Origin of the sequence: Pseudomonas fluorescens NCIMB 11764, from assembly GCF_000293885.2 — a bacterium.
In the GTDB taxonomy this organism is placed as follows: Bacteria; Pseudomonadota; Gammaproteobacteria; order Pseudomonadales; family Pseudomonadaceae; genus Aquipseudomonas; species Aquipseudomonas fluorescens_B.
Map to the genome: position 1 here is coordinate 5344404 of NZ_CP010945.1, position 20905 is coordinate 5365308.

General features: G+C 57.1%; 26 protein-coding genes and 1 pseudogene. 12 read left to right on the forward strand and 15 right to left on the reverse strand.

The window, feature by feature from the left end:
• The first annotated feature begins 157 nt into the window (after nucleotides 1-157).
• The 3 genes from yghX (at nucleotide 158) to B723_RS24235 (ending at nucleotide 2798) form a co-directional block, all read left to right on the forward strand.
• A complete protein-coding gene (yghX, locus tag B723_RS24225; protein ID WP_017339327.1) occupies nucleotides 158-1045 on the forward strand; it encodes a YghX family hydrolase in 888 nt (295 codons plus the stop codon).
• 63 nt (nucleotides 1046-1108) lie between these two features.
• Nucleotides 1109-1936 (forward strand): glycosyltransferase family 2 protein, encoded by an 828-nt coding sequence (locus B723_RS24230; protein WP_017339328.1) that lies wholly within the window; start codon nucleotides 1109-1111, stop codon nucleotides 1934-1936.
• A gap of 58 nt (nucleotides 1937-1994) precedes the next feature.
• Complete coding sequence (locus B723_RS24235; protein ID WP_017339329.1) at nucleotides 1995-2798, forward strand: 2OG-Fe(II) oxygenase; 804 nt, start codon at nucleotides 1995-1997, stop codon at nucleotides 2796-2798.
• A gap of 10 nt (nucleotides 2799-2808) precedes the next feature.
• Here the strand turns inward: B723_RS24235 and B723_RS24240 are convergent, their stop codons facing one another.
• On the reverse strand, nucleotides 2809-3753 hold the full coding sequence (locus B723_RS24240) for an aldo/keto reductase (protein WP_017339330.1): 945 nt from the start codon (nucleotides 3751-3753) through the stop codon (nucleotides 2809-2811).
• Between the two features lie 10 nt (nucleotides 3754-3763).
• Nucleotides 3764-4030, reverse strand: a complete 267-nt coding sequence (locus B723_RS33145) for a hypothetical protein (protein ID WP_144425270.1) — start codon at nucleotides 4028-4030, stop codon at nucleotides 3764-3766.
• 51 nt (nucleotides 4031-4081) lie between these two features.
• Between B723_RS33145 and B723_RS24245 the strand changes: the two genes are divergently transcribed.
• Complete coding sequence (locus tag B723_RS24245; protein ID WP_031318996.1) at nucleotides 4082-4870, forward strand: alpha/beta hydrolase; 789 nt, start codon at nucleotides 4082-4084, stop codon at nucleotides 4868-4870.
• 9 nt (nucleotides 4871-4879) lie between these two features.
• Here B723_RS24245 and B723_RS24250 read toward each other — a convergent pair whose 3' ends face one another.
• Entirely contained in the window at nucleotides 4880-5209 is a 330-nt protein-coding gene (locus tag B723_RS24250) for a hypothetical protein (protein WP_017339333.1), read from the reverse strand.
• 222 nt (nucleotides 5210-5431) lie between these two features.
• Complete coding sequence (locus tag B723_RS24255; protein WP_017339334.1) at nucleotides 5432-6472, reverse strand: GGDEF domain-containing protein; 1041 nt, start codon at nucleotides 6470-6472, stop codon at nucleotides 5432-5434.
• A gap of 155 nt (nucleotides 6473-6627) precedes the next feature.
• On the opposite strand from B723_RS24255, the pseudogene B723_RS33150 reads away from it, so the two are divergent.
• Nucleotides 6628-6693 (forward strand): annotated as a pseudogene (locus B723_RS33150) (helix-turn-helix domain-containing protein); the annotation flags it as partial.
• Between the two features lie 254 nt (nucleotides 6694-6947).
• Here the strand turns inward: B723_RS33150 and B723_RS24260 are convergent.
• From B723_RS24260 to B723_RS24275, 4 genes are all read right to left on the reverse strand, one after another.
• Complete coding sequence (locus B723_RS24260; protein ID WP_017339335.1) at nucleotides 6948-8294, reverse strand: glutamine synthetase family protein; 1347 nt, start codon at nucleotides 8292-8294, stop codon at nucleotides 6948-6950.
• A gap of 21 nt (nucleotides 8295-8315) precedes the next feature.
• The gene (locus tag B723_RS24265) at nucleotides 8316-8870 is read right to left on the reverse strand and encodes a helix-turn-helix domain-containing protein (protein ID WP_017339336.1); all 555 of its coding nucleotides are present in this window, start codon (nucleotides 8868-8870) and stop codon (nucleotides 8316-8318) included.
• Nucleotides 8871-8896: 26 nt separating this feature from the next.
• The gene (locus B723_RS24270; protein ID WP_017339337.1) at nucleotides 8897-10186 is read right to left on the reverse strand and encodes an NAD(P)/FAD-dependent oxidoreductase; all 1290 of its coding nucleotides are present in this window, start codon (nucleotides 10184-10186) and stop codon (nucleotides 8897-8899) included.
• A gap of 149 nt (nucleotides 10187-10335) precedes the next feature.
• Nucleotides 10336-11538, reverse strand: coding sequence for an NAD(P)/FAD-dependent oxidoreductase (locus B723_RS24275; RefSeq protein ID WP_017339338.1), 1203 nt, complete (start codon nucleotides 11536-11538; stop codon nucleotides 10336-10338).
• A gap of 265 nt (nucleotides 11539-11803) precedes the next feature.
• Here B723_RS24275 and B723_RS24280 point away from each other — a divergent pair, with 265 nt between their 5' ends.
• Nucleotides 11804-12367, forward strand: coding sequence for an RrF2 family transcriptional regulator (locus tag B723_RS24280; protein ID WP_017339339.1), 564 nt, complete (start codon nucleotides 11804-11806; stop codon nucleotides 12365-12367).
• A gap of 3 nt (nucleotides 12368-12370) precedes the next feature.
• Here the strand turns inward: B723_RS24280 and B723_RS24285 are convergent, their stop codons facing one another.
• Both B723_RS24285 and B723_RS24290 read right to left on the reverse strand, forming a co-directional pair.
• Complete coding sequence (locus B723_RS24285) at nucleotides 12371-12706, reverse strand: hypothetical protein (RefSeq protein WP_017339340.1); 336 nt, start codon at nucleotides 12704-12706, stop codon at nucleotides 12371-12373.
• 69 nt (nucleotides 12707-12775) lie between these two features.
• Entirely contained in the window at nucleotides 12776-12988 is a 213-nt protein-coding gene (locus B723_RS24290; protein ID WP_017339341.1) for a hypothetical protein, read from the reverse strand.
• Between the two features lie 169 nt (nucleotides 12989-13157).
• On the opposite strand from B723_RS24290, the gene B723_RS24295 reads away from it, so the two are divergent.
• Nucleotides 13158-13445 carry a hypothetical protein gene (locus B723_RS24295; protein ID WP_017339342.1) on the forward strand — a complete coding sequence of 96 codons (288 nt, stop codon included), beginning with the start codon at nucleotides 13158-13160 and terminating at the stop codon, nucleotides 13443-13445.
• A gap of 30 nt (nucleotides 13446-13475) precedes the next feature.
• On the opposite strand, the gene B723_RS33810 is transcribed toward B723_RS24295, so the two are convergent.
• Complete coding sequence (locus B723_RS33810; RefSeq protein WP_017339343.1) at nucleotides 13476-13664, reverse strand: hypothetical protein; 189 nt, start codon at nucleotides 13662-13664, stop codon at nucleotides 13476-13478.
• Nucleotides 13665-13883: 219 nt separating this feature from the next.
• Between B723_RS33810 and B723_RS24305 the strand changes: the two genes are divergently transcribed.
• Entirely contained in the window at nucleotides 13884-14246 is a 363-nt protein-coding gene (locus B723_RS24305) for an NUDIX hydrolase (RefSeq protein ID WP_017339344.1), read from the forward strand.
• Between the two features lie 14 nt (nucleotides 14247-14260).
• On the opposite strand, the gene B723_RS24310 is transcribed toward B723_RS24305, so the two are convergent.
• From B723_RS24310 to benA, 4 genes are read right to left on the reverse strand one after another with little or no spacing between them, the layout of a single operon-like run.
• Nucleotides 14261-15034: a 1,6-dihydroxycyclohexa-2,4-diene-1-carboxylate dehydrogenase gene (locus B723_RS24310; RefSeq protein WP_017339345.1), complete on the reverse strand. Its 774-nt coding sequence runs from the start codon at nucleotides 15032-15034 to the stop codon at nucleotides 14261-14263.
• A 45-nt stretch (nucleotides 15035-15079) separates the two neighbouring features.
• Nucleotides 15080-16093: a benzoate 1,2-dioxygenase electron transfer component BenC gene (benC, locus tag B723_RS24315; protein WP_017339346.1), complete on the reverse strand. Its 1014-nt coding sequence runs from the start codon at nucleotides 16091-16093 to the stop codon at nucleotides 15080-15082.
• 10 nt (nucleotides 16094-16103) lie between these two features.
• Nucleotides 16104-16592 (reverse strand): benzoate 1,2-dioxygenase small subunit, encoded by a 489-nt coding sequence (benB, locus tag B723_RS24320; RefSeq protein ID WP_017339347.1) that lies wholly within the window; start codon nucleotides 16590-16592, stop codon nucleotides 16104-16106.
• Nucleotides 16589-17953, reverse strand: coding sequence for a benzoate 1,2-dioxygenase large subunit (gene benA, locus B723_RS24325; protein WP_031318997.1), 1365 nt, complete (start codon nucleotides 17951-17953; stop codon nucleotides 16589-16591). Before benA ends, benB begins: the two co-directional genes overlap by 4 nt.
• A gap of 182 nt (nucleotides 17954-18135) precedes the next feature.
• On the opposite strand from benA, the gene B723_RS24330 reads away from it, so the two are divergent.
• Genes B723_RS24330 through B723_RS24340 form a run of 4 tightly spaced genes read left to right on the forward strand, consistent with a single transcriptional unit; the run spans nucleotide 18136 to nucleotide 20890 of the window.
• Nucleotides 18136-18621, forward strand: coding sequence for an Hcp family type VI secretion system effector (locus tag B723_RS24330; RefSeq protein WP_017339349.1), 486 nt, complete (start codon nucleotides 18136-18138; stop codon nucleotides 18619-18621).
• Complete coding sequence (locus B723_RS24335; RefSeq protein ID WP_017339350.1) at nucleotides 18618-20075, forward strand: hypothetical protein; 1458 nt, start codon at nucleotides 18618-18620, stop codon at nucleotides 20073-20075. The genes B723_RS24330 and B723_RS24335 overlap by 4 nt, the downstream gene beginning before the upstream one ends.
• Nucleotides 20072-20455: a hypothetical protein gene (locus tag B723_RS32545; protein ID WP_080995151.1), complete on the forward strand. Its 384-nt coding sequence runs from the start codon at nucleotides 20072-20074 to the stop codon at nucleotides 20453-20455. Before B723_RS24335 ends, B723_RS32545 begins: the two co-directional genes overlap by 4 nt.
• Before the next feature lie 48 nt (nucleotides 20456-20503).
• Nucleotides 20504-20890 carry a hypothetical protein gene (locus tag B723_RS24340; RefSeq protein ID WP_017339351.1) on the forward strand — a complete coding sequence of 129 codons (387 nt, stop codon included), beginning with the start codon at nucleotides 20504-20506 and terminating at the stop codon, nucleotides 20888-20890.
• The last annotated feature ends 15 nt before the right edge of the window (nucleotides 20891-20905 follow it).

Below are 20905 nucleotides of genomic sequence, written 5' to 3' on the forward strand. Positions count from 1 at the left end.
CTTGTCGATGGGGGAATGGCGAGGTGCGGTACATATGTATCGCGGGAATTTATGTCGGAAATTGACGCTTTCTGAACAGCTGAGTCGCGAGTCTACAAAAACCCTGTTCATGCGCTTAACTGACAGGAGTCCATTACGTCAAAGAGGAAGCGCACCGATGCACCGTCTCACTGCAAAAGACTTCGCCCCGGAACTGCTCGAGCTCTACGACTACTACGCCCACGGCAGGATCAACCGGCGCGAATTCCTCGACCGTGCGGCGTTGTTCACTTTGGGCGGTTTGACGGCCAGCGCGTTACTCGCTGCCCTGAGTCCGAATTACGCACTCGCCGAGCAGGTTGAGTTCACCGACCCGGACATCATCGCCGAATACATCACCTACCCCTCCCCCAAAGGCCACGGGACGGTTCGCGGTTATCTGGTGCGTCCGGCCAAAGCCACCGGCAAGGTAGCGGCTGTGGTGGTCGTGCATGAAAATCGCGGACTCAACCCGTACATCGAGGATGTCGCACGGCGGTTGGCCAAGGCCGGCTTCATTGCGCTTGCGCCCGATGGACTGACCTCGGTGGGCGGCTATCCCGGCAACGATGACAAAGGTCGGGAGCTGCAGGCGACCGTTGACCCTGAAAAGCTCATGAATGATTTTTTCGCCGCCATCGAGTGGCTGATGAAACACAATGCGAGCAATGGAAAAGTCGGCATCACGGGTTTCTGCTACGGTGGTGGTGTGGTCAATGCCGCGGCGGTGGCCTATCCGGAGCTGGGCGCTGCCGTGTCCTTTTATGGTCGCCAGGCAGAGGCCAAGGATGTTCCCCGAATCAAGGCACCGTTGATGCTTCATTACGGTGAACTGGACACGCGCATCAACGAAGGATGGCCCGCTTACGAGCAGGCCTTAAAAGCGGCAGGCAAGACTTATGAAGCCTACATCTACCCCGGTGCCAACCACGGTTTCCATAATGACTCGACACCGAGATACGACGAGGCCGCCGCCAAGCTTGCCTGGGAAAGAACACTGAACTGGTTCCGGCGCTGCCTGGTTTAGCGCAAGAAATGCTAAGCAGGGATTCATTTCTATGTTCTCAGTCTTCTTAGAGTGCCAAATCCCATGAGCAACATTGATTTCCTATCGCAAAGAACCCCACTTTTCAGCATTGTTCTGGTCAATTACAAGACCATCGAAATAACCCGGATTTGCCTCGACCTGCTGCATCAGCACCTGGGTGAAAGCAACATCCCGGTCTGGGTAGTCGATAACGATTCCGCCGATGAAAGCACCGACTATCTGCGCACACTGGACTGGATCCACCTGATCGAACGCTCCTGTCCCGAAAAGGAACCGGGCCATATTGCACACGGAAGAGCACTCGACATGGTGCTGGAGCGGGTTGAAACCGACTATCTGTTTCTGCTGCACACCGACACGTTCATTTTCGACAAGAATGTGTTTTCGATGATGATGAACAAATGCATTAATAAACCGAACGTCGTGGCCATCGGATGCGTAGAGCAAATCAACCGCAGTACCACGAGAGCCCTTTGGCGCTTTAGCTCTCGACTGGTAAAACATCACGTCAGACGCCTGAAACTGTCCTTGGGGTTACGCTCCAGAGAGCCAAAGCCCTACAGGGAAGTTTATTTGAAAAGCTTCTGCACCTTATGGAATTGCAAGCTGATGAAACAACACTCCATGCATTTTCTGATGGATGATCGCGTACCCGGTTATACACTCCAGGATCGCATGACCCAATTGGGCTATGTTGTTGAGCTGTTGTCGACGCGCAAGATATTCAGCTACCTCGACCATATTCAGGCTGGCACCGTCGCGGCCGCTGGTGGTTACGAAACAACGCACAGACGAACGAAGATGTACAACGACATCCTTAAACGCTTGAACAGTGAACACAGCCAGGTTTCGTCTTCACCTAAAAAATAGGGCGTGTAACGCTACCTGGAAGTACCCAGGTTGTTATGAATAGTTTATTGGAGCGGTAATGAGACCCATCACGCAGACACTGCCCATCACCGTTACGCCAGAGCTTGATTTCGACCAGAACGCCGCCAGCTCGCTGGGTCAGTCGCTCGCAATGACTTACGCTCAGGCCACCCCTTTTCCACACATCGTCATTGACGACTTTTTACCGCAAGACCTGATTGCGAGCATCTGCTCGCACTTTCCGGTCGAGCCAACCAGCAACGAAATGCTTTATGAGCGCGGCTACAAAGGTCAGCACAAACGGCAAATCAGCCCCAACGAATGCGACCCCTATTTGAAGACGGTTTTCAACGCCTTCAACTCTGCACCCATGTTGCAGTTTCTGGAAAAACTTACAGGTATCGAAGGCTTGATACCCGATCCTTACTTTACCGGCGGCGGGCTGCATGAAACGAAAAGGGGTGGTTTCCTGGGCGTGCACTCGGACTTCAGGCTCAACAAAAAACTGAATATCGAGCGCAGACTGAATGCCATTATTTATCTGAACCAGGATTGGCAAGAGGCATACGGTGGCAACCTGGAGCTATGGGATGTCGGGATGAAAACCTGCCTGAAGAAAGTCCTGCCGGTCTACAATCGCTGCGTCATTTTCAACACCGACAAGGACAGCAACCACGGGCACCCGGAGCCTCTGACGACGCCGGAACACATTACGCGCCGGTCCATCGCGCTGTACTACTACACCGCAGCCACCGTGGTTGCCGACCCTGCGCAAAGAAACAAAACTCATTACAAACCACGGCCCAAGGATCGTTTGAGCCTCAAGTACTACCTCAACAAACTCATCAAGAAAAAGTCCTGACGAGTGGCGTCTACCCCACCACATCAATCAACTGCTCGCGCTGCGCTCCCGTCAGCATCGGACCGAACCCAGCGCCGGCATTTTCCGCCATGTAACGCGGGTTGCCGGTGCCGGGGATGACGCAGGTCACCGCCGAATGCGCCAGCAAATACTTGAGCGCCAGTTGCGCCCAACTGGTGACGCCGACTTGCGAGGCCCAACCCGGCAGCGGCCTGCCCTTCAAGCGAGCAAGCAAATCACCACCGCCGAACGGCCGGTTGCAGATCACCGCCACGCCGCGTTCACGGCACAGCGGCAGGATGCGTTTCTCGACGCCGCGATCGTCCAGCGCATAGTTGATCTGCAAGAAATCCAGTGGCTCGGCTTTCAGCGCCGCTTCCACTTCGTCATACGCCGACGCGGTGTAATGGGTGATACCGATGTAGCGAATGCGCCCTTCTTCCTTCCATTGGCGCAACGTTGGCAAATGGGTTTTCCAGTCCAGCAGGTTGTGAATCTGCATCAGATCGATCCGGTCGGTCTGCAGCAGTTTGAACGACTGCTCCATCTGCGCGATGCCCTCTTCGCGGCCACGGGTCCACACCTTGGTCGCCAGAAAGGCCGGCGAGCGCGGCTTGTGGATCGACAGCAGTTCACCGGTGGTCTGCTCCGCGCGGCCATACATGGGCGAGCTGTCGATCACCGTCCCGCCCTTTTCGAACAACGCACTGAGGACGGCGGGCAGGTTTTTGTAGGCCGGATCGGCAGGCGCGACATCAAAACCGCGATAGGTGCCCACGCCGACAATGGGCAGTGGCTCGTTGCTGGAAGGAATGGCGCGGGTCAGCATGTTCTTGCCTCCTGTTTCCTTCGACGGCGCGATGGCTGCAAAGGCCGGATCGAAAGTGAGCATCGCCGAAGCACCGGCAGCCAGCGTGAGTATTTGTCGACGCGTGTATCCATCAGTGTGGCTCATGGTTTCGTCCTTACACTTCTTTACTGTCTGCCTGTTGTGCGGTCAGCCACACGCATAACCCGCCCCGCAGTTCGGCAAACGGCAAAATCAACAGCGCCACCAGACTCCTGCTGGCTACAACAGAATAGCTGTCGGGGACAATTCGTCCCGGCGTGGAATACAACAAGGCTGTAAAGGCTGGTGTGCAGCAGCAATCGGTTGGCTGAATATCCGTTTTTGGGTGATGGCTGATAGGGTTCCAAGGACGGCGGTGTAGCCGCACGCCGCTGTCGTTCAACTACACTCCGACAGCGATCAGCCGTCGCGGTCGTCAGGTCCAGAGCAATCAATGCCACTCACCAACGTTAGCCGAATGTCGCGCATCCTGATGTATATCGTCGTCATCGTCGCCGTGCTGTACCTGGCGCTGTGTGCCGCGCTGTTCATGTTCCAGCGCGCGCTGATCTACTTCCCGCAACCCGCTGCGCCCGGCGCGCCCGAAACGCTGCTCACGCTATCGGTGGCGGACGCACAGGTGCAGGTCACCGTCAGGCCGCACGACGGGCCCAATGCATTGATTTATTTTGGTGGCAATGCCGAGGACGTTTCGCGAAACCTGCCGCAATTCTCCCGGGCGTTCCCCGACCACGCCCTCTACTTGCTGCACTACCGGGGTTTTGGCGGGAGCACCGGGTCACCTTCCGAGGAGGCGATTTCACGCGATGCCATGACCTTGTTCGACAAGGTCTACGACACACATCCGCACATTGCCGTGGTGGGTCGCAGCCTCGGTTCGGGCGTCGCCGTGCGCCTCGCGAGCCAGCGCCCGGCCGCGCGACTGATCCTGATCACACCCTACAACAGCCTCGAGGATCTCGCCGTCCGCCAATACCCGATTTTCCCGGTGAAATGGCTGCTGCAGGACAAGTTCGAATCGTGGAAATACGCCGCGCATATCTCGATACCGACGCTGCTGCTGGCGGCAGAGCAGGACGAAGTGATCCCGCACTCGAGCACAGAAAAGCTCTACGAACATTTCGCCAAAGGCGTGGCGACCCTGAAAGTGATTCCAGGCGTGGGGCACAATTCGATCTCCGACAGCCCCGAGTACCTGAAGCTGATGGAGGACGGGTTGTAGCTCACTCGATCATTTGCGCGCCAGCTTAAAGCGCACGCAATCTTCGTAGAAACTCTGGCGCAGCGCCGCAGGCTTGATCCGCGACGGGCTGTCGTAGGTTTGTTCGGTAATCCCCATTGCCGTCATGCGCATCCACGGCTTGCTGAACTTGTAGGTCTGCAGTTTCTGCCGGGCGGCGTAGAGCGAAACGCCCGCCAGTTTGAGTTCCTGGGCTCTTGCTGCAGTGCCCGCGCCCCAGCTGCACATGTACCGGTCATTACTTTGAAGCTCTTTGGCCTGGACGGCGACGGCGATACCTGCCAAGCCCAACGAAATCAGTGAGATCCATACATTGCGCATTTAAAGCCAGCCCTAACCACCTGAAATTAAAGTGATTCTGTCTGTAACTTTGAGGCTTCGGGGCCAGCAAAATGCCTTGATTCAAACCGCCTCAGTTTCCCGAGCCCCGTTTGAGGTCGATAACGCCGCCCAGGATGACGACAATTCACAACAACCGTAGCAGCGTGGTGGAGTCACTCAGCACCGCCATCGGGCCTGCGGCTTGAAAATGCGGTTCAACGGCTAGCTGTCTACCCGGTTACGCCCATTGCGCTTGGCCTGGTAGAGCGCGTCATCGGCGCGGGTCACCAGACTGTCCAGGCTCTCACCGGATTGCGCGAAGGCCACACCGAAGGACGCCGTGATCGTGTCGAGTACCTTGCCATCGATACGCGCCTTGATCCGCAACGCCTGGATTTTCACCCGCAGTTGCTCGGCAAACACCCCGGCACTCGCCAGGTCGGCGCAGTGTTCCAGAATGACGCAGAACTCCTCGCCACCGTAACGCGCCGCCGTGGCATGGGGTGGCAGCGAACTGCGCAGTACTTGCCCGACATGTTGCAGGACACGGTCGCCCAACGGGTGGCCGTACTGGTCATTGAATTGCTTGAAGTGGTCGATATCCAGCATGACCAGCGCCACGCCCCGGTCAGGATTACTCAGCGCCTGCTCCAGCAAACGGGTGAAGGCTGTCCGGTTGAGCAGTTCGGTCAGGCCATCGAGTGTCGCCGCCAGTTGCGCACGTTCAAGTTTGCTGCGCAGGCTTTTGATCTCGCTCTGGGCCGAGTGCAACTGGGAGAGGAAGCGTTCCTGCTGGTTCTGCATGAGCTGGGTGCTCTGTTGCAGCTCGCTCAGTATATCCGGCAAACGTTCGTTGGCAGGCAACTCGAGCATCTCCAGGCAACGTCCCAGACTGCTTTGAAAGTTGAGATTGCCCTCGACGCTGCGCGAAACGTCGCGCTGCATGTCATCCACCAGATTGATTGCCTGTTGCTGCCCGGCGCGGGCCTCCGCCAGTTCGTCGCGAATGATGTAGTCGCGAAACAGCCGCGTCGCGGACTCCGGCGGAAAATAATCAAAGTCCTTGACCACCCGGTCCAGCTGACGATTGAGCTCGGGGTCCAGGCCTTTGCTGTAGGTGTACCAGAGCGCGTAATGCACCGGATTGGGCGGGATGTTGTGACGCACCATCAGCGGGATGGCTTGTTTGAGCAGCGCCGCAGCTTCGCGGGAATCTTCCGGATACAGCGCAAGGGCAGTCGCACGCGTCTCTATTTGGCTCATGTCATCACTGTGGTTGTTAATGATTGGCAAATGCAAAACGCTGCGAGCATAACCAGACGCGTGGCAAACGGCTATCTCAACATTTAACACCGACCATTGTCGGAACGCTGGTCGTGATGCTCTGAGGAAGGCATCAAAAGTAACCACTGTGAATTCCTGGCGTTCAGGAGAGTCTGGTGGTGTCTCAGGGCGTGCTGGAAATCAGCGTCAACGATGAGCGTTCCTGCTTTAAATGATCGTTCTAAATGACTGAGCGATTTTTCAATCGCAGCTTATTTCAGGCAAAAAAAATCCCGGGCAGCTGATGGACGCCCGGGATTTAAAAATGCATAAACCGTGGTGGTGAACGCGGGGCGGATATTACGGAATATTTCACCGTGTAACAAGATATTTTGGCTCACAATCTGGTTACTAAATCTCCTAACCCCTTAAATATCCACACTTTTTTTAAGGTCGCGCGACGATAAGCGGTCATCTACAAGTACCAGCGATATTCACGGGCACTGATGTCGTGCAGAAATGCCAAATGGTCCTGACGCTTGTTTTCGCAATATACATTCACGAACTCAGCGCCCAATCCCTCGCGCAATTGCGCATGGCTTTGCATTGAACGCACGGCCTCCAACATCTCCAGCGGAAAATCGATGCCACTGCCCCGATCTTCGTTGAGCGGCGCGATCGGCTCACGACCGGCTTCCAGTCCTTGTTCGAGCCCCACCAGAATCGCCGCCAGCACCAAGTAAGGGTTGGCGTCAGCACCGGCGAGGCGATGTTCGATCCGCAGGTTTTTCGCATCCGACTCAGGCACTCGCAGGCACGCGTCCCGATCTTCAAAACCCCAACTGGCGCGTGTCGCGACGTTCACGGTGCCGCTCAAGCGACGCATTGCATTGTGGTTCGGCGCGAAGATCGGCATGCAATGCGGCAGCAGTTCCAGGCAACCGGCCACCGCATGGCGCAGCGGTTGTTGCCCGTTGGCCGCCAGCAGGTTGTTGCCCGCCTCGTCATACAGGCTCACATGGACATGCATGCCGCTGCCGGGGTGTTGCAAGTAAGGTTTGGCCATGAAACTGGCGCGGTAGTTGTGCTTCATGGCCACGCCCCGGGTACTGCGGCAAAACAGGGCGGCCCAGTCGGCGGCACGCAGGCCGTCATCGAGGTGGCCGAAGTTGATCTCGAACTGGCCCGGGCCCAATTCGGCGGTGATCACCGTGGTGTCGATGCCTTGCGCCTGCGCGGTCTCGACCATTTCATCGAGCACCGGTGCAAACCGCGACAATCGTTCAATGTGCATGTTCGGTTGATCGTCCGCATCGTCGGTCAGCGGATCGCGCGCGAACTGCGGCAAGCCGTCACGCAACTGGCGATCGAACAGGTAGAACTCCAGCTCGAAGGCCACCACCGGGAAAATACCTTTGCGCGCGAGACGTTCCAGCACCTGCGCCAAGACTTCCCGCGGCTCGAAGACAATCGGTTTTTCAGTGCCGCTGGAGGTGATCAGCATCTGCCCCAAGGGTTGCTTTTCCCAGTTGACGATTTTCAACGTACCCGGCACCAGACGGCGCGGCGCATCCGGATCGCCGTCGTTGAAACAGTAGTCGCCAATCTTGAACAGCCCGCCCTGGGCGCCCAGCAACACACAATTCTGCGGCAGCTTGAGCGCGCTGCCCGCGGCGACTTTTTCGAGCATCTCGATCGGGTAGCGCTTGCCATAGAAATGCCCGGGGATGTCCAGGGAAATCAGGTCCACGTAGCGCACATCCGGGAAGCGCTGGCGAAACGCGCGAACTTCAGCGACCAGATCAGAGCAGACAGCATCCATCATGTTGTTCCTTTGTTTTTATCAGGTGTAAACCCAGAGCACCCGGGTGAGCTGATCGGAGAGATTGCCGTAGCGACAATGGGTATGGCTGGCGAGCTGAAAGCTGTCCCCGGCTCCCAGGGTGACCGGTTGATCGTCATCCAGCCAAAGTGTCAGTTGCCCTTCGAGCACGTAACCGCCCTGCTCCGAGCTGTCGCTCATGTGGCGGTCGCCGCTGCTGGCGCCGGGCTTGAGCCGGCTTTCGAGCATCGAAAACGACGCACGCATTTTCGGCGAGACCAGAATGTCGGTGATGCCGTCGGCGTAATACAGGGTGCGGCGTTCGTCCGGCCGGGTTACCCAGGGCAAGGCCATGGGTTTGGGCAGGCTGTAGAAATAAGTGGTCGGCACGCCGAGGGTTTCGCTGATGGCGGTCAGGTCAGCTACCGTCGGCCGTGACAGCCCGCGCTCGACTTGCGAGAGAAAACCGACGGAGCGACCGATTTTGTCCGCCAGTTCCTTGAGCGTGTATTTTTTGTGTTTGCGCAGGTCCTGAATCAGGATCGCCAACGCCGAGATTTCTTCTTGCCTGTCCATCTGAAAGCTTCCGGAAAATGTGCGAATCAAAGGCTGTCGCGCAAGCGATACCAGGCCTTGCCGATGGCTTCCAGCGGGGCTGCCATGTACTTGCCGCCGGGGAAACTGCCATTGACCAGGCCTTGATACAAGGCCAGCTCATCCGGCCCCCCCAATATCGCGTCGGACACGGCGCGGGCCCCGGCCAGGGTCGGCAGCACGCCGTGGCCGGAGTAACCCTGAAGCCAGTAGAGATCGCCCCGGCGACCGATATCAGGTGTGCGCTTAAGGGTGAGATCGATGTGCCCACCCCAGGCGAATTCCAGCTCTACATCCTTGAGCTGTGGAAACACCCGTTGCAGAAAGGGTCGGGTCGCCGCGGCGATGTCCCTCGGCATGCCCCCCAGGTAGGTGCAACCACCGCCAAACAGCAGCCGGTTATCCGGCGTACGACGGAAATAATCGAGCACGAATTGATTGTCGGTGACGCAAGCATTGCTCGGCAGCAGCGCAGTCGCCTGCGCTTGCGGGAGTGGCGCGGTGGCCACCTGATAGGTGCCAACCGGCAACACACAACTCGACAGCTTGGGATCAAGCCGATCCAGATACGCATTGCACGCCAGTACCAGCACATCGGATCGAATACGACCGTGCTCAGTGGTGACCACGTAGCGGCCACCCTCTTGGCGATAGTTCAGCGCCTTGCTTTGCTCATGAATTTTCCCGCCGGCGCGCTCGATGGCGGCGGCCAGGCCGAGCGCCAGTTTCAGCGGATTCAGGTGCCCGCCTTCCGGATAGAACAGCCCGGCCTGATAGCGTTCACTGGCGACCCATTGCGGCAACTGCTCACGCGGGATGAATTGCAAACCGTCGTGGCCCCACTTGTGGCTGGCCTCGTGTTGCCATTCGGTCAGCAGACTCACCCGACGCGGCAACACCGATGTCCAGAGGTGACCGGCCTGGTAGTCGCAATCGAAATCATGGCGTTCGGGCAATGCCCGCAGTTCCTGTGCAGCCCAACGCATGCCGTCCCACAAACGCCGCGCACGTTCGTAACCCAGCGCGGCCTCCAACGGAGGCATGTCGCACGACCAACCGAGAATGGCCTGACCGCCATTGCGCCCCGACGCCGCCCATGCCACCCGACTGGCTTCCAGCAAGGTCACGCACTTGCCAGCCAAGGCCAGTCGCAACGCCGTGTGCAAGCCACTGAAGCCGGCGCCGACGATCAATACGTCGGTGTCCTGCTCGCCCTCCAGAGCCGCACGCTCCAACAGACGATCGGCGCAAGTGTGGGCGTAGTAACTGGCGACGTGGCGGTTGGATTGCTGGAACATGCAAGCCTCGTGAAATTTTCTATTTATAATTTCATGAAAAAATACACGTTAAATTTCACCATCGCAACCATTCCGGTCGCAAAAAAAATCCCGCCCAAGAAACTTGGGCGGGATTTTCCCCATCAGGCAGTGTTATCGAACAACAGGCCTCAGGCGACAGGAATCATGGGATCAGCCGCCGCCAGCGCAGCGGCACGGTCAGCAGCCGGTGGGTAGATCCACACTGTGTTGATCTGCGTCTTGAGGTTCTTGCCTTCCTGTTTGACCAGTTTGACCTGGCGGTCCCAGCCCTCGGTGTACACCGCGCCCCAGCTCCCCAGATCCAGGCAGGTTACGTACTTAGGCTGGCTGTACGGTGTCGGATCGACGCCGAGAATGTGCGCGGCCACGTTATTGCCGGCGTGACGCCCCAGGGAAATGGCGTGTTGGCAGGTCATCAATGCGTAGTTGCCAATGTCGTCGGAAGCGGCGTAGGCAACGTCGCCCGTGGCATAGATATCCTCCTGACCAATGACTTTCAGGTGGCTGTCCACGTGCAGGCGGCCGAGGTGATCGCGTTCGGCCGGGATCTGTTCGGTCAGCGAGCTGGCGCGCACGCCGGTGGTCCAGACCACGGTTTTCGCATCGATACGCTGGCCGTCGCTCAAGTTGACACCGTTGGCATCGACGGAGAGAACCGACGCCTTCAAGTGCCATTTCACGCCGGTTTCAACGCTGGCCTCTTCGATCGACTTGGCGATTTCGGCGCCCATCGACCCGCCAATTTTCTCGCCGCGGTCGACGATGATCACCTCGACATCCGTTTGATCACCCAGGATGGCACGCAGTCGCGCGGTCATCTCGGTCGCCGTTTCAATCCCGGTGAAGCCGCCACCCGCCACGACGACGGTGTTGCGGGCTTTACTTTCCGGCAGGCTGGCCAGGGATTTCAGGTGGTTTTCCAGGCGCACGGCCTCTTCAATCTGGTCAACGTCGAACGCATGTTCGACCACGCCTGCGGTAGCCGGGATGGCGAGACGGCTGCCGGTGGCCAGAACGAGTTTGTCGTAGCTGCACACTTGTTTGGCACCCGATGCATCGATGTAGCCCACGCGTTTTTGCACAACGTCGATGGTTTCTGCAGCGCCCTTGATGAACTTCACGCCGACCGCATCAAACAGCTCACCAATCGGTGCAGCCAGCTGGTGCGCATTCGGCTCATAGAAGCGCGGACGCACGCGCAGCTCGGCCTGCGGGGCCAGAACGGTCACTTCAACGTCGTTGTGACCATGAATGTCGAACAGACGCGTAGCGCTCAAAGCTGTCCACATGCCACCGAAACCTGCGCCGATTACCAGGATGTGCTTTTTCATTTTTAACTCCGAGAGAAGGCGATCATTGAATTCATCAAAGGTCATGCGCTGCCAAGGCCGACCGAACAACTGCGAATATATTGATCCTAGTTATACGGCGCAATCGATTTTTTATGATGCTTGCTATCGAAAACTTTGATCCACGGCATGGCGCTACCAGGCAAGGCAGAAAGGCAGTACTGGAAGAGATGAGCGGCGGCGGGGGCTCGTTGCTCGGCTAACGCTCTGCTGGTAACATTTACGACAACATTAGTCGGAGATCAAAATGTCTCTTTATAGCGCGGGCGTTGAGTACGGCATTCACTGCCTGCTTTTTCTGGTAGGCAATTGCGGCGACACCCGTGAGGCGAGCGTGCGCGAACTGGCGGAGCTTCAAGGCGTGCCGCAAGACTATCTGGCGAAAATTTTCACCAAACTGGCCAAGGCAAAACTGGTGGTGGCCACTGAAGGCGTGCGCGGCGGTTTCAAGCTGGCGCGTCCCTCCGACGAAATCAGCGTGCTCGATATCGTCAATGCCATCGACGGTCAGAAACTCATCTTCGATTGCCGCGAGATTCGCGGGCGTTGCGCCGTGTTCGAAGGTTCCGCACCCGCTTGGGCGCTGACAGGCCCCTGCTCGGTGCATGCGGTCATGATGACTGCGCAAAAACGCATGGAGGATGCCCTCGCCCAGCAGACCATTCTTGATCTCGCCAGGAGAGTGGGACGAAAGGCGCCGGCCGAATTCGGTGCGCAGGTGGACAACTGGATCAACGATCGCCGGGAAAAGAAAAGCAGTGCCCAGGCATCTGACGACCAGACTATCCCGGTCACCGAGATTTCCGGCTAAGCCTCACAGACAGTCGCGAACGGCCTGGCGCAATGCGCCGGACTTGGCCCAGGGCGGGCCCTGATAAAGCGATACCCGGCTGCCATCCCTGGATTTCACGATATCGACAATCTCGTCAGCCGTGATAATGCTGGGGGCTGTTATCCGGTAGCCATTGGAAATCCCCGTTTGAGTCGACGCGGGAATTTCCTTCTGCCACGCCGGCAGCACGCAGGCGGCATAGTCTTTCGGTACCTTTTCGCTGTATTTGCTGACATTCGGCTCACCCGGCACCACGGAAGCCGGCAATGAACACCCCGCCAGTAACGCCACCACGACTCCCGCCATCAATGTCCGCATGACGCTTCCTTTTTCTGAAAAAGGAAATGTAGCGCGTCATTCAGCAGACATCCATTGATTGAACAGCTCTCACTGTGGGGCGTTTTCATCTTTTTTGGGGGACCTGGCGTTCAAATAGGTCATCCACCGTTCATACGCCTCGTGCTGCCATTGGTTCACCCGCTCCCATTCCGGGCCGCTCAGTTGATGCGCAGAGATCAGCGTCATCATTTCCGTGGTCGCCGCGTCCAGATCGACGATCAGCTCATGCGCGTGAAATCTAAAATCATCAGTTGCCGTCATTTGAAGTTGCCTCGCCCTAGCGAAAGTTGACCACTTGAGTACGACACCAGATCTGTCCGTTCCCGTTCAACTTCCCGACCAAAGGCTGCATCGACTGTTCAGACGAACAAAACGCCCTGATCCACGAATCGGGACTAAAATTCGTAGCAGAGATGTTCAGGAGGTTGTCATGTGGCTTAACAAATCTGAAAACCAACTTCGGCGCGACCTGCAAAGCGTTGCATCGGACTTGAGGTGGTCGGCGGTAGACCTTCTGCGACTGGAAGTTCAGTTTCGACAGGCAGGCAATGAAGTGGACGCACAAGCGGTGCGCAGACTGCACGACCTGTTTCAGGGGGACGAACAGCGATTGACGGGGTATGCCGAAGAGGTGAAGGCCAAGGTGATTACTCGAAACAAGCCTGCCACCTGCACCAATGGCGGGATGAGTGGAGGCGGAGGTTCTCCCAAGTCATAAAAGCCCCGGAAAACCGGGGCTTGAAGCTGACTATTTAGCGGCCGGCCTCTTCGCCCGTACCTTGTAACCGGGAAGAGACGCTGCAAAGGCCAGGGCTTCCTCCCTGCTGGCAAAAGCGGCCAACCGGTCGCCTTGGGTGCATACCCGCCAGGGGCCGTTGTTTACGCTGAGTACGTCATAACCGTTCATGTGCATCTTATTCAGCATCGGAACGCTCATAAGCTACCTCCATTTCGGTACTGATTTCAGAACAGACCTGCCTACCTTACACCCACCCTTCGCACAGATGCCGACCGGACGTCGCGACAGGATGCCGGCATCCGGTTGCACTTTCAGCCCCTGAGACACCTCCAACCTTCCAGGCGTCCGCTAAATCGGCGCCGGCCTGAATATTGCATTTTTATTACCAAAATATGACAACAGGCAATCAGGTAACACATGAAAGTACGCGCCACCGTCATTTGTGAGCAGGACCGCTACATTCTCCTGGTGCGCAAGCCAAGGAGTCGCTGGACGCTGCCCGGCGGAAAAGTCGAGCCCGGTGAAACCGTTGCAGCCGCGGCCATGCGCGAACTGTGGGAAGAAACCGGGTTGGGGGTCGACGATTTGCTCTACCTGATGGAACTGGATTCGGGCGGCACCCGGCACCATGTCTACGAGGCATCGGTGCTGAACTCGAATGAGGCGCGCCCGCAAAATGAAATCTTCGATTGCATGTGGTTTCCGATAGACGCGGTGCACAATCTGAACACAAGCGACGCCACGCTGAGAATCGTCAAAGCGTTTCAGCGGCGCCTGTAATTCTCAGCGTTTTTTCAGCCCTGATCGCCACCACCCACCGGCATGATCATGCCGGTGATGTAGGACGCTTCGTCGCTGGCCAGAAACAGAATAGCGCCTGCCTGTTCATCCAGTGTGCCGTAACGTTTCATCAAACTGCTGTCGAGCGTCTGGTCGACGATCTGCTGATACCACACCTTTTCCTCAGTACTTTGTTCGGCGCTGTTGCGCGGAATCACCCGCGGCGGTGCTTCGGTGCCACCGGGCGCCGTGGCATTGACCCGAACGCCACGGCCGGCGGTTTCGAACGCCAGGCAAGCGGTCAGCGCATTCACCCCGCCCTTCGCCGCACCATACGGCACACGGTTGATGCTGCGGGTGGCGATGGACGACACGTTGACGATGGCGCCACTGCCCTGCCCCAGCATGAACGGCAATGCGGCATGGCAGCACCACAGCGTCGGGAACAGCGAGCGACGAACCTCGGCCTCTATCTGCGGTGCTTCGTAATGTTCGAAAGGCTTGGCCCAGATCGTCCCGCCGACATTATTGATGAGGATGTCGAGGCGCCCGAAACGCTCGACGGCGGTTTGCATCACGCGGCTGCATTCGGCGTACTGCTCGAGATCGGCGGTCAGCGCGAGCACCTGGGCATGCTGGCCCAATTGTTGTTGCACCTCGAACACCAACTCGGAGCGATCAACCAGAACCAACCGCGCGCCCTCCGCCGCCATCCGTTCTGCGACGCGCCGGCCGATGCCTTGCGCAGCGCCGGTGATCAGCGCGACTTTTTCGTGAAATCTGTTCATACCCACCTCGTGTTCACGCCAACCCGGTGTTGACTCAGAGAATGCTCATGCCGCGCTGGCGGCAAACTTTTCGTAGTAGAAATTCACCGGCGCGATGCCTTGATCGCGAATGTATTGGCTGACGGCCTCGACCATCGGCGGCGGGCCGCACAGGTAGACGTCGACGTCACCATCGTTCAAATGCCTCGGCTCGATGTGCTGTGTCACGTAGCCCTTGAGCGGGTGCTGGCTGTCGGGACTGGCCACGCAGGCGCTGAAGCTGAAGTTCGGGATGCGCGCGGCGAAAGCTTCGAGGCGATCCATTTCCACCAGATCGAAATCGTTGGTCACGCCGTAGATCAGATGCAGCGGATGCTCACTGCCCTGCTCGGCGATTTTTTCCAGCATTGCGGTGAACGGCGCCAAGCCGGTACCGCCCGCCAGCAGCAACAGCGGGCGACGAATGTCACGCAGATAAAAACTGCCCAGCGGCCCGGCCAGACTCATGCTGTCGCCGGCCTTGGCCATGCCGGTCAGAAAACTGCTCATCAAGCCGCCGGGCACGTTGCGAATCAGGAAACTGACCTCGCCGTCACGTTGCAACGAACTGAACGAATAGGCACGGGTCTGCTCGCTGCCGGGAATTGCGAGATTCACGTATTGCCCGGGCAGGAACGCCAGTTTGCTCAGTGCCTCACCTTTGATCGACAGCGCGATGGTGCTGTCGGACAGCTGACGCACGGCGCTGATGGTCGCGTCGTAACTGGCCTGTTGCGTGCGACAGACCTCCGAGGAAGCCGGTACGCGCACCACGCAATCGCTCTGGGCGCGCATCTGGCAAGTCAGGACAAAACCTTGCTCCGCTTCGTCCGCCGTGAGGGCGTCTTCGATGTATTCCTCACCCAGGTCGTAGCGGCCAACCTCGGCGAAACACTTGCAAGTGCCGCAGGCGCCGTCGCGGCAATCCAGCGGAATGTTGATGCCTTGGCGGTACGCGGCATCGGCCACGGTTTCGCCAACGTTGGCGTCGATGAACCGGGTGACGCCGTCTTCGAAATTGAATGCAATGGAATGAGTCATGACGGCCGCCTCACAGGTGGTAAACATCGATGACCTGGCGAACGTAGTCGTTCTTCAGGATCACTTTCTTGGCCTTGATCAGCGGGTTCTCGCCGCGCACATCAAGGGTGTAGAAACTGCTGCCGAAATAGCTGTCGACGGTCTTGTAGCGAAAGCTCAGCGTGTGCCAGTTGAAGCGCACCTTGCAGAGGCCGTCCGCCTGTTCCAGCAGCTCGATGTTGCTGATGTTGTGCGAGGTGCGGGTGTCCGGCACGGTGGCACTGGAGCGCTCGGTCTTGATGCGGAAGATGCGGTCTTCCAGGCCGGTGCGATTGCCGTACCAGATCAACGAGATTTCCCGCTGCGGGTCTTCGGTCAATTCGTCGTTGTCGTCCCAGGACGGCATCCAGAAGGTCGCATCCGGGGCGTACAACTCCAGCCATTCGTCCCATTGCCGTTCATCGAGGTAACGCGCTTCGCGGTAGAGAAAGTCGCGCACGCTGTCGTAGGTAATAGTCATTGCACGGCCTCCACGGCAATCAGCTTCGATTGCTCGGCGGCCAGAGCCTTGAGCATGGTCTGCTGCCAATACTTGTGCTGCAACACGAACAGGCCTTCGTCTTCGGTGCGCACACCGCTGAGCAGTGGATGCAGGTCGATTTCTTTCGCCGCTTCGTCGGCCCCTTCGATCCAGTGCTCGGCACCACGGGACATGTCGTTCCAGGCGGTCACGCTGCCCTGGTAGCTGGTCTGGCAGGAGCGGAACTCCTCCAGATCGTCCGGCGTGGCCATGCCGCTGACGTTGAAAAAGTCTTCGTACTGACGAATGCGGCTTGAACGGGCGTGGTCGCTTTCGCCTTTGGGGGCGATGCAGTAAATGGTGATTTCCGTGCGATTGACCGAGATCGGCCGGGCGATGCGGATCTGCGAGCTGAACTGATCCATCAGGTACACGTTCGGGTACAGGCACAGGTTGCGCGAGTTCTCGATCATCCAGTCGGCGCGGGCCTTGCCGAAATCCTGGGCCAGTTCATCGCGGCGCTCATACAGCGGGCGATCTTCCGGGTTGGCCCAACGGGTCCAGAGCAGCATGTGGCCCTTGTCGAAGGAATAGAAACCGCCGCCCTGCTTGGCCCAGCTGCCAGCGCTCATGGTCGGATTGCTGTCGCCGGCCTCGCGCTGTTTGCGCTGGTTCTGGGTGGCGGCGTAGTTCCAGTGCACCGAGCTGACGTGGTAACCGTCGGCGCCGTTTTCGGCGGTGAGTTTCCAGTTGCCTTCGTAGATGTAGCTGGAGGAACCGCGCAGCACTTCCAGGCCATCGGCGGACTGGTCGACGATCATGTCGATGATCTTCGCCGACTCGCCCAAGTGCTCGACCAGCGGCACGACATCAGCCTTGAGACTGCCAAACAGGAAGCCGCGATAGGATTCGAAACGGGCGACTTTGGTCAGGTCATGGGAGCCTTCGCAATTGAAGCTCGCCGGGTAACCGGCCTCGGACGGGTCTTTGACCTTCAGCAGTTTGCCGGAGTTATTGAAGGTCCAGCCGTGGAATGGGCAGGTGTACGAGCTCTTGTTGCCGGATTTGTGCCGGCAGAGCATCGCGCCACGGTGACTGCAGGCGTTGAGAAAGGCATTGAGTTCACCGTCCTTGTTGCGCGCGATGAAGATCGACTGGCGCCCCATGGTGGTGGTGTAGAAATCGTTTTTATTGGGGATCTGGCTTTCGTGCGCCAGATACAGCCAATTACCTTCGAAGATGTGTTCCATCTCGAGATCGAACAGGCGCGGATCGGTGAACATCTCGCGCTTGCAGCGATAGATTCCTTGTTCTGGATCGTCCTCGAGCAGGGAGTGAAGATATTCGGGTCGCAGGGTCATGGCCGCCGCCTCCATTGTTATTGTTCAGGCAAGGCTCATGCTAGGACGGGGCAATGGGGTGGACTATCCGCGGGGTGCAGACCTTTATCCGTTTAGTGCAAAACGTATTTTCGGAATCGGACTACATAACTGCTTACAACTTCTGCCATAGACTTCGCGCCTGACGACAAGGAGTGGTTTCCATGGCTAATCACGGCTACATGACCATAAACGGAAAAGCTCAGGGATTGATTTCAGCGGGCTGTTCAACCCAGGACTCTATTGGCAACAAGTACCAGGCTGCGCACACGGACGAGATCATGGTGCTGTCCTACAGCCACAACATGACCACTATCGGGAACCTCAACAGATCCACACACAACCCGATCATCATCACCAAAGCCGTCGACAAATCATCGCCACTACTCGCCCAAGCGCTTTCAAACAGAGAGGAAATCAACTGCACGATCAGTTTTTACCGCGTATCGCCCTCTGGCTTGCAGGAAAAGTTCTATACCGTTTCGATCAATGGCGGAGTTATTACCGACCTGACGCTCGAAATGCCTCACGCCATTCTTCAAAACGACGCCGAGCCACAAGAGCAGGTGGCGATTCGTTATCGCGACATCGCGTGGACCCACCATCTGGCTAAAACCGCCGGTTACAGTTCGTGGGGTGAAGAGGGATGAATCCGTGGGACATCAACAGCGCGGCGGGAAAACTGGTGGGGCAAGCTCGCACGCTTGGCACTCGTCATCTTGCATACGGTAGGGCGCGGGAACAGTTCAACAGAGAAGTCGCTTTTTATGCAAAGCGTATTGCTGACGATGTTGGGCGAGGCCACAAAACTCCGGAACAGGGCTTACAGGCGCTTGTGCAAGAACAACGCGACCTGCTCATCCAATCGCAAGCCCTGACGGGAAAAGCTCCGGCCGCGATCACTGAACCTATTAAAAGATTGCCGGTATCAAGGCTCACACAGCCCGTTTCAAAACCTGACCCCGTTCGTTTACTGCGCTACGTCCATGCGCAAAATCTCAAGTCGACTGCCATGAACTCGCCCGGCGCCTTGAAGGCGGCTACCTCGCCGCATCCTGCCCCGGACTTGAAGTTTTTCCCTCAGGAGCAATGGCCAACGCCGGTCCCACAAGAAGAACCCGGGTTCTATGTCGTACCGAGAAGCACGACCGCTGACAAACTGCAGGCTCAGCTTTTTACTTCAGCCTCCCCCGCCGTCATCGCCAAATTCAAGGCGCTGAACCCGAATCTGGATCAGGTGAAAGCCGGGACGATGATTGTTCTCAGCGATCCGAACAATCATCTGTGTACTTTCGAAGAAGCGTTGTTGATGCAGGCGGCGGCTAATGTAAATAGAGCCTTGGAACCGCTGAGTTCGGAAGAGGCCGATTTCATGGCGCGGCACTATGACGAGATTGCCTTCCTTATTTCCAAGGGTTCACTCGGGGCAAGTGCGGGATTGGCCATGTTCTCGAAGAACCTCCACGACGTGGATATTATTCTCCGTGACATCGAAAATTTGCATACCCGGACTTTTCAAGCCAACGGTCACCTGAAGTCCGCCGAGTTTTATGCCGAACGCAAACGTCTGCTGACTCAGTTGAATGCTCAACTGACCAAGCTTACAAAAAAAAGCATTGGGTTTCCGGACCATCCCAATCTGAAAAACGTGTTGGGGATATCGACTAAAAGCCTTGTTCATCGCTGGAGAAAAGCAGGGGCTATTGGGCAGATTCCTGGTTATGCCACACATATTGACGCTGTTTCCAAAGCGGCGAAGTACGTCAAATATGGTGGTTGGGTTGGCACTGCGGTGGGTGGTGGAGCGTCAGTCATCAAGGTTCAGGATGTTTGTGCAGAAGGGAGTGTGGAGGCGTGCGAGAAGGTGAAATTTACCGAAGCTGGAGGCTTTTTAGGAGGGATCTTGGGCGGAGTGGCAATCGGAGCAACATTATCGGCACCCGCGGTAAGCAGTCTATGCGTTGCACTTTCTATACCGACGGGTGGGACGGCCGGTCTCGTATGCGGCGTGTTAATAGTCGGTGCTGGATCTTACGTAGGTGGTTCGGCCGGGGGAATTCTCGGAGAGAGTGCAGGGGAAATAGTCTACGAGAATACAAAATGAGCACTGCTCGGTTTGTTGTAGGTTTGCTATCCGCATCTGTATTTTTATGTATGTCTGTTTGGTGCGGGGTCGCGCTTTATATGGCTTATAAAAAAATCGAAATGCTTTTACATCTATTCCCAAAAAGCGTTGGAGTAAAAACTTTGACTCCTTTAAGGCATGCAGGATTCTGGGGGAAATTGATGTTGATTGGAGGGATAACCGGTTACGTTGCTTTTCCACGACTTTATCTGAAAAATGGTCAGTTAAGCAGTGAAGACCTACAAGCCATTCCAAACTCACTGAGACTTAAATTGGCAATTATGCACTGGCTTCTCGTAACACTTGTGTTAGCGATGTTTGCACTTTGCTTTATCAGCAAATCCGGATTGTTTTATTAGCGGCATCCTAAAAATTTACGCCGGAGAAAAAATTCATGAGATCGCTAAATGAGCCAGGGAACTGTTGACGTGTTGATCGCCGGCATCGGCCTGATTTACTTTGCAGCAGCATTAGTTTGGATCACTGTCGCATTGCACATGGCTTACACCAAGATGGACTGGATGCTTGAGCAGCTTAAAAATTGTACGGCGATCATGGTGCGAGCCCCTCTCAGGCATGGTGGTCCATGGGGACGGCTAATGCTCATAGGAGGCATTTCCGGGATCGTGACTTTCCCGAACTTTTATCTGAAAAGAGGCGAATTGTGTCCGGAAGATTTGGAAAAATTTCCCGCGAATTTAAAGCGAAAATTGGCCGTTTTGCAGTGGACCTTATTGGGGCTCTTATTTGTGATGTGCTGTCTCGCAGCCATAGCCAGGTTTGACCTCGCATAAAACATGCTAATTGGC

Coding starts and splice junctions, on each gene's coding strand:
- B723_RS24235 (WP_017339329.1), top strand. CDS start 1,995: ATGAGACCCATCACGCAGACACTGCCCATCACCGTTACGCCAGAGCTT.
- benC (WP_017339346.1), bottom strand. CDS start 16,093: ATGACTCATTCCATTGCATTCAATTTCGAAGACGGCGTCACCCGGTTC.
- B723_RS24310 (WP_017339345.1), bottom strand. CDS start 15,034: ATGAACAGATTTCACGAAAAAGTCGCGCTGATCACCGGCGCTGCGCAA.
- B723_RS24290 (WP_017339341.1), bottom strand. CDS start 12,988: ATGACGGCAACTGATGATTTTAGATTTCACGCGCATGAGCTGATCGTC.
- B723_RS24280 (WP_017339339.1), top strand. CDS start 11,804: ATGTCTCTTTATAGCGCGGGCGTTGAGTACGGCATTCACTGCCTGCTT.
- benA (WP_031318997.1), bottom strand. CDS start 17,953: ATGACCCTGCGACCCGAATATCTTCACTCCCTGCTCGAGGACGATCCA.
- B723_RS24285 (WP_017339340.1), bottom strand. CDS start 12,706: ATGCGGACATTGATGGCGGGAGTCGTGGTGGCGTTACTGGCGGGGTGT.
- B723_RS24340 (WP_017339351.1), top strand. CDS start 20,504: ATGAGCCAGGGAACTGTTGACGTGTTGATCGCCGGCATCGGCCTGATT.
- B723_RS32545 (WP_080995151.1), top strand. CDS start 20,072: ATGAGCACTGCTCGGTTTGTTGTAGGTTTGCTATCCGCATCTGTATTT.
- yghX (WP_017339327.1), top strand. CDS start 158: ATGCACCGTCTCACTGCAAAAGACTTCGCCCCGGAACTGCTCGAGCTC.
- B723_RS24275 (WP_017339338.1), bottom strand. CDS start 11,538: ATGAAAAAGCACATCCTGGTAATCGGCGCAGGTTTCGGTGGCATGTGG.
- B723_RS24270 (WP_017339337.1), bottom strand. CDS start 10,186: ATGTTCCAGCAATCCAACCGCCACGTCGCCAGTTACTACGCCCACACT.
- B723_RS24260 (WP_017339335.1), bottom strand. CDS start 8,294: ATGGATGCTGTCTGCTCTGATCTGGTCGCTGAAGTTCGCGCGTTTCGC.
- B723_RS24240 (WP_017339330.1), bottom strand. CDS start 3,753: ATGAGCCACACTGATGGATACACGCGTCGACAAATACTCACGCTGGCT.
- B723_RS24250 (WP_017339333.1), bottom strand. CDS start 5,209: ATGCGCAATGTATGGATCTCACTGATTTCGTTGGGCTTGGCAGGTATC.
- benB (WP_017339347.1), bottom strand. CDS start 16,592: ATGACTATTACCTACGACAGCGTGCGCGACTTTCTCTACCGCGAAGCG.
- B723_RS24265 (WP_017339336.1), bottom strand. CDS start 8,870: ATGGACAGGCAAGAAGAAATCTCGGCGTTGGCGATCCTGATTCAGGAC.
- B723_RS24245 (WP_031318996.1), top strand. CDS start 4,082: ATGCCACTCACCAACGTTAGCCGAATGTCGCGCATCCTGATGTATATC.
- B723_RS24305 (WP_017339344.1), top strand. CDS start 13,884: ATGAAAGTACGCGCCACCGTCATTTGTGAGCAGGACCGCTACATTCTC.
- B723_RS24255 (WP_017339334.1), bottom strand. CDS start 6,472: ATGAGCCAAATAGAGACGCGTGCGACTGCCCTTGCGCTGTATCCGGAA.
- B723_RS24295 (WP_017339342.1), top strand. CDS start 13,158: ATGTGGCTTAACAAATCTGAAAACCAACTTCGGCGCGACCTGCAAAGC.
- B723_RS24230 (WP_017339328.1), top strand. CDS start 1,109: ATGAGCAACATTGATTTCCTATCGCAAAGAACCCCACTTTTCAGCATT.
- B723_RS24330 (WP_017339349.1), top strand. CDS start 18,136: ATGGCTAATCACGGCTACATGACCATAAACGGAAAAGCTCAGGGATTG.
- B723_RS24335 (WP_017339350.1), top strand. CDS start 18,618: ATGAATCCGTGGGACATCAACAGCGCGGCGGGAAAACTGGTGGGGCAA.
- B723_RS33810 (WP_017339343.1), bottom strand. CDS start 13,664: ATGAGCGTTCCGATGCTGAATAAGATGCACATGAACGGTTATGACGTA.